At 37.3% G+C, this 5,978-nt stretch carries 5 protein-coding genes; 3 read left to right on the top strand and 2 right to left on the bottom strand.

Annotation, left to right across the window (positions count from 1 at the left end; genetic code table 11):
• Window positions 1-725: 725 nt before the first annotated feature.
• Window positions 726-1,877: a methionine adenosyltransferase gene (metK, locus tag ACJHV0_RS06240; protein WP_483133685.1), complete on the bottom strand. Its 1,152-nt coding sequence runs from the start codon at window positions 1,875-1,877 to the stop codon at window positions 726-728.
• A 226-nt stretch (window positions 1,878-2,103) separates the two neighbouring features.
• Entirely contained in the window at window positions 2,104-2,946 is an 843-nt protein-coding gene (locus ACJHV0_RS06245) for a patatin-like phospholipase family protein (RefSeq protein WP_483133686.1), read from the bottom strand.
• A gap of 57 nt (window positions 2,947-3,003) precedes the next feature.
• On the opposite strand from ACJHV0_RS06245, the gene ACJHV0_RS06250 reads away from it, so the two are divergent.
• The 3 genes from ACJHV0_RS06250 (at window position 3,004) to dld (ending at window position 5,861) form a co-directional block, all read left to right on the top strand.
• Complete coding sequence (locus ACJHV0_RS06250) at window positions 3,004-3,321, top strand: TfoX/Sxy family protein (protein WP_176672260.1); 318 nt, start codon at window positions 3,004-3,006, stop codon at window positions 3,319-3,321.
• 28 nt (window positions 3,322-3,349) lie between these two features.
• Complete coding sequence (locus tag ACJHV0_RS06255; protein WP_483133687.1) at window positions 3,350-4,051, top strand: GNAT family N-acetyltransferase; 702 nt, start codon at window positions 3,350-3,352, stop codon at window positions 4,049-4,051.
• A gap of 118 nt (window positions 4,052-4,169) precedes the next feature.
• The gene (dld, locus tag ACJHV0_RS06260; protein WP_483133688.1) at window positions 4,170-5,861 is read left to right on the top strand and encodes a D-lactate dehydrogenase; all 1,692 of its coding nucleotides are present in this window, start codon (window positions 4,170-4,172) and stop codon (window positions 5,859-5,861) included.
• Window positions 5,862-5,978: the final 117 nt, after the last annotated feature.

Below are 5,978 nucleotides of genomic sequence, written 5' to 3' on the forward strand. Positions count from 1 at the left end.
TCGATGGTAGTGTGGTGATTCGCCATGTGAGAGTAGAGCATCGTCGGGTTTTTATTTAGTGAGTTTATTAGTAGATAGAATGAGATAGTAGTAGACTGACTAAATAAAGCGAAAGCGGAAGAGACAGAAGAAAAGAACGAAGACATAAACATAAACAAGACATAAAGAGCCCCTAAGTAGAGATACTTAGGGGTTTTTGTTTTTTATCTTAGCATAACCATAACCATAACCATAACCATAACCATAGCATAGAAGGTTATTTTGCAAAATAAGGTATCAAAATGACCGCTTGTTACCTGAAATGAGGTTGCAAGCGGTTGAGTTTTTTGGGGAAGTTGCTTCTAATAGCAAGGTTTATAAAGTTGCTGTTCTAACAGATAATTAGCTGTGTTGTTACCTATCACTCAAATAAGTTACTCCTGATAGCATTGTTTATAGGTATTTTATCGAAGTTATGATGTGTTTTATGAGAGTGAGTTTAATCATTTTAGTATCATAATCACAGTATATACTTCGTGTAAAAACAAAATCACATTAACGGAATTGAGAATTCTAGGAGCTTACAAGATGTGCTATTTACGCGAGTTTAATGTATTTTAAAGGCTATTTTAAAAATACAAAGGACATTTTATTAAGATATTTAAGGAAATTAGTGAAGGGGAATTTAGTCTAGTTATCTAGAAAAAAGACAAAGCCCTAAGTTTTATAAAACTTAGGGCTTATTATTATAAACCTGCTCCAGCTCTTAATGCTTCTGCCTTATCTGTTTTTTCCCAAGGGAAATGCTCACGACCGAAATGACCATAAGCAGCGGTTTCACGGTAAATTGGTTTGATTAAATCTAACATTTTGATTAAACCGTAAGGGCGTAAATCAAAGTTTTGGTAGATTAATTTCACTAATATTTCGTTGCTAACTTTACCTGTACCGAAAGTCTCTACCATAATTGAAGTTGGATCAGCAACCCCAATTGCATAAGAAAGTTGAATTTCACAACGATCGGCTAAACCAGCTGCAACAATATTCTTCGCTACATAGCGAGAAGCATAAGCCGCGGAGCGGTCTACTTTTGATGGATCTTTACCCGAGAATGCACCGCCACCGTGGCGTGCTGCACCGCCGTAGGTATCAACAATAATTTTACGTCCGGTTAAACCGCAGTCGCCCATCGGTCCGCCAATTACGAAACGGCCTGTTGGGTTAATGAAGTATTTGGTATTTTGGCTTAACCATTCATTAGGAAGAACAGGCTTGATAATTTCTTCCATCACACCTTCAATCAAATCTTTTTGTGAAATATGTTCAGCGTGTTGGGTAGAAAGCACCACTGCATCAATACCAATAATTTTGTTATTTTCATAAGCAAAGGTTAATTGGCTTTTTGCATCCGGGCGTAACCAGTCTAATTTACCTGATTTACGTACTTTCGCTTGTTGTTCCATTAAGCGGTGTGCGTAAGTGATTGGAGCCGGCATTAACACTTCGGTTTCGTTGGTTGCATAGCCAAACATAATCCCTTGGTCGCCAGCACCTTGCTCTAATGGATCTGCTCTATCCACGCCTTGATTGATATCCGGAGATTGTTTACCGATAGCATTTAATACCGCACAAGAGTGAGCGTCAAAGCCCATATCTGAATGAGTATAGCCAATATCGCAAATGACTTGGCGAGTTAAGTTTTCAATATCAACCCAAGCAGAAGTGGTAATTTCACCGCCTACTAATGCCATACCTGTTTTAACGTAAGTTTCACACGCAACACGAGCTTTTGGATCCTGTTTTAAAATTTCATCTAATACCGCATCTGAAATTTGATCTGCGATTTTATCCGGGTGCCCTTCTGAAACGGACTCAGAAGTAAATAAATTAATTGCCATTGTATTCCTCTCTATCTTAAATATCGGATTATAAATAATAACAAGCGGTCTTTTTTACTCGCTACGCTCGCTCCTTCGGAGCCGTTGGCAAAGCCAACGTTCAAACGCAAGCGTTTGTTGTAAAAAATTTACAAATATGAACCGCTTGTTGAAATTTCGTTTGGAAGTATTTCCATCTAGACGTCTATAATATATTTTTTGAACGTTTTAGGCAAATGGAATTTGGCTATTTTGCCAAATAAGCTTTTAGTCCAGTTAAGGCATTTTTTGCATCTTCCACACCTAAGTCGTACATTGCCTGTATCTTATTCACATCTTTTTCTAATCGACCGATTTTAAGCGTCTTGCTTGGGCGAATAACGAAAATTTGTTGCTTTTCATTGAGTTGAATAACTTGCTCAACAGCTTGATTGTATTCTGAATAGCGATTAGCCCAACGCTCGACTAATTTCGGGTATTTTTTATAGAAGCACTTAAACAGCCACATTGAGCTCGGTTTCTTGCGATATTCAAGCGGGCGAGTTAGTACGACGATAATTTTATCGTAGCCCATTTCAATAAATTTCTGTACAGGAATGCTATCCGAAACGCCGCCGTCTAAATATTTTTTGCCATCAATTTCTACGATTTTTGAAACAATAGGCATTGATGAGGTAGCTCGAAAAGCTTCCATCTGCTCAAAAGCATTGGTGATTTTAATATATTCAGGCTCGCCCGTTTCCACATTGGTTACCGTTACCCAAAAATCCATTCCGGATTGTTCAAAGGCTTTTTGATCGAATGGGTCAAGAGTCGAGGGAAGTTCATAATAGGCAAAATCACGATTCACAATATTTCCCGTCGTGAGCAAGCTGTGAATCCCCATATAACGCTTATCTTTAGCATATTTTTTGTTATATCGTAATGCTCTGCCTTTTTGTTTAGATGGGAAATTCACACCGAACAGTGCTCCGGCAGAAACCCCGATTGCACCGTCTATATGAATATTTTCATCTAAAAATACATCTAATACGCCTGCGGTAAAAATTCCCCGCAAACCGCCACCTTCCAACACTAATCCGACTTTCATATCATTCCCCCTGTAATTTGTGTATTATAACCTGAATCTATCCTCATAGGAGCAACTATGGCTGATACGGAATTTGTTCATTTTTTGTTAGATCAACTCTCGTCCATTTCAGGTTTGCGAGCGAAAAAAATGTTTGGTACATATTGCTTGTTTTATAACGATAAAATTGTGGCAATTATCAGCAAAGATTATCGTATTTTTGTAAAAACCAAAATAGAAACTTTACCCCTTTTCTTGGCAGAAAATGCAGAGCAATTTAGCTATTTTGCGAAAGGAAAAGTGCAAAAAATGCACTATTGGTCTATACCTGAGTTAGCGATCGAAGAATCTGATGAGCTGATAAAATGGATTAGGCTCGGCTTGCAAGCGGTTTGATTTTCGTTATTTTTTACAAGAGGCAACAATGAGAAAAAATCAATTTAATCAACTGATTGGAGAAGAAGTTAGTCATTTTTCAGCTGGCGAAATGCCATCACTACAATATGTAGAAGGGAAGTATTGCTATTTAGAAAGGTTGAATAGCTCTCGCCATTTTGATGATTTATGGCGTGTTTACGGTACAGATTCAGAACTTAAGAATTGGACATATTTACCTGCTTTTTTTGGACCTTTTGGGGATAAAAATACATTCTCTGAATTTTTAAAGCAGCAAGAACAAGCAAGCGATCCTTATTTATTGGTTATTATGGACAAGCAAACCCAGCGAGCAATTGGAACATTTAGTTTAATGCGAATTGATCCTGCAAACCGAGTTATTGAGGTAGGAGCTGTGATTTATTCTTCACAGCTACAACGTTCACGAATTGCTACGGAAGCTCAATATTTGTTAGCCTGTTATGTATTTGAAGAGTTGAAATATCGGCGTTATGAATGGAAATGCGACAGTTTAAATGAGCGAAGTCGCAGAGCTGCTGAACGTTTAGGCTTTACTTTTGAAGGGATTTTCCGACAAGCTCAGGTTTATCATCACAGAAATCGGGATACCGCTTGGTATTCGATGTTAGATTCTGAATGGAAAACTATTAAGAAACGTCTTGAGGCTTGGTTAAGCCCGGATAATTTCGATGAACAGGGTGAACAAAAACAACGTTTGCAAGATATTTAAGTGTCAATTCATTATTTATTAAAAGTTTACAAATTTGTGAGCTAATTCACAAAAACAAGCGGTCTTTTTTGTTAAAATTTTTACAATTGTTTTATTTTTATTACAAAGGAGTAACAAAATGACCTCTCAGCAACTAATTTCAGAATTAACAAGAATTGTCGGTGAAAAATACATCATTACTGATCCATTAAAAAATGAGGAATACCGTTCCGGTTATCGTTTTGGCACAGGTAATGCATTAGCTGTTGTTCGCCCTGCTACATTACTGGAGTTTTGGTATATAGTAAAAGCTTGTGTAGCGGCAGATGTGATTGTCATCAACCAAGCTGCAAATACAGGTCTAACAGGCGGTTCAACACCAAGTGGCAATGATTATGATAGAGATATTGTTATTATAAATGCAATGCGTATTGACGGTATTCAATTAATTAATAAAGCTGAACAAGTGGTTTGTTTACCCGGTTCAACGTTAAATGAATTGGAAATTTTACTTAAAAAATATGGGCGTGAACCGCATTCAGTAATCGGCTCATCTTGCATTGGAGCTTCTGTTATTGGTGGCGTATGTAATAATTCAGGCGGTGCTTTAGTTCAACGAGGTCCGGCATATACAGAAATGGCACTTTATGCACAATTAAATGAGCAAGGTGAGCTAGAGTTAAAAAATCATTTGGGGATAGATTTAGGCGATACACCAGAAGAAATTTTAACGAATTTACAAGAAAGTCGTTATCAACGAAAAGATATTCAAAATGAGTGTGGAAGAGGTCATGATCACAGCTATTGCCATCATGTTCGTCAAGTTGATGCAGATTCACCGGCTCGTTTTAATGCCGATCCGGCTCGCCATTATGAGGCATCAGGTTCAGCCGGGAAACTCGCTATTTTTGCAGTAAGATTAGATACTTTCCCATTAGAAAAAGAGACAGCCGTGTTTTATCTTGGCACAAATCAAACAGAAGTACTTAATGATGTGCGACGTGCTATGTTAGGGCAGTTTGAATCATTGCCAATTTCAGGTGAATATATTCATCGTGATGCCTTTGATATTGCCGCAAATTATGGGAAAGACACTTTCTGGGTGATAAAAAAATTTGGTACGCATTGGTTGCCAAAGCTGTTCTCGGTAAAAGCGAAAGTAGATCGTCTTGCTAAGAAGATAAGCTTTTTACCTGCAGATTTGAGTGATAAATTATTACAATCAGTGAGTAAAATTTTGCCTGAACATTTACCAAAGAAATTATGGCAGTATCGAGATCAATATGAACATCATCTAATCATTAAGATGGGTGGAAAAGGTGTGCAAGAAGCACGAGAATTTTTAAAAGATTACTTTGCAAACTCAAGTAGAGGAAATTACTTTGAGTGCGATGCAGTAGAAACTCAAGCGGCTATGTTACACCGCTTTGCAGTGGCTTCAGCAGCAATCCGCTATAGAGCAATTCATTCTAAAGAGGTTGAAGATATTGTGGCATTAGATGTAGCTTTACGTCGTAATGATGCAGATTGGTTTGAGAAACTTCCAGCGGAAGTTGATTCTAAAATTATCCATAAACTTTATTACGGGCATTTTATGTGCCACGTTTTCCATCAAGACTATATTGTGAAAAAAGGAGTAGATTGCCTGAATTTGGAGCACGAGATGCTAAAATTGCTTGATATTAGAGGTGCACAATATCCGGCAGAACATAATGTCGGACATTTATATGAAGCTAAGCCGGAATTACGAAAATTCTATAAGCAACTTGATCCTACCAATAGTTTTAATCCGGGAATTGGTCAAACTTCTAAGAAGAAATTCTGGCAATAGAAGCTAATCTTTTCTTTGAATTACAAGCGGTAATTTTTTCATAAAATATTACCGCTTGTAGCTACTTATCCTCTATACTTATTCCCTTTTTGTTATTTAAATAGATATCCTAATGAA

The organism is Mannheimia sp. (assembly GCF_056854775.1).

Excerpts from the sequence above, each read along its gene's own strand:
- metK (WP_483133685.1), bottom strand. The coding sequence starts at position 1,877 with ATGGCAATTAATTTATTTACTTCTGAGTCCGTTTCAGAAGGGCACCCG.
- ACJHV0_RS06245 (WP_483133686.1), bottom strand. The coding sequence starts at position 2,946 with ATGAAAGTCGGATTAGTGTTGGAAGGTGGCGGTTTGCGGGGAATTTTT.
- ACJHV0_RS06250 (WP_176672260.1), top strand. The coding sequence starts at position 3,004 with ATGGCTGATACGGAATTTGTTCATTTTTTGTTAGATCAACTCTCGTCC.
- ACJHV0_RS06255 (WP_483133687.1), top strand. The coding sequence starts at position 3,350 with ATGAGAAAAAATCAATTTAATCAACTGATTGGAGAAGAAGTTAGTCAT.
- dld (WP_483133688.1), top strand. The coding sequence starts at position 4,170 with ATGACCTCTCAGCAACTAATTTCAGAATTAACAAGAATTGTCGGTGAA.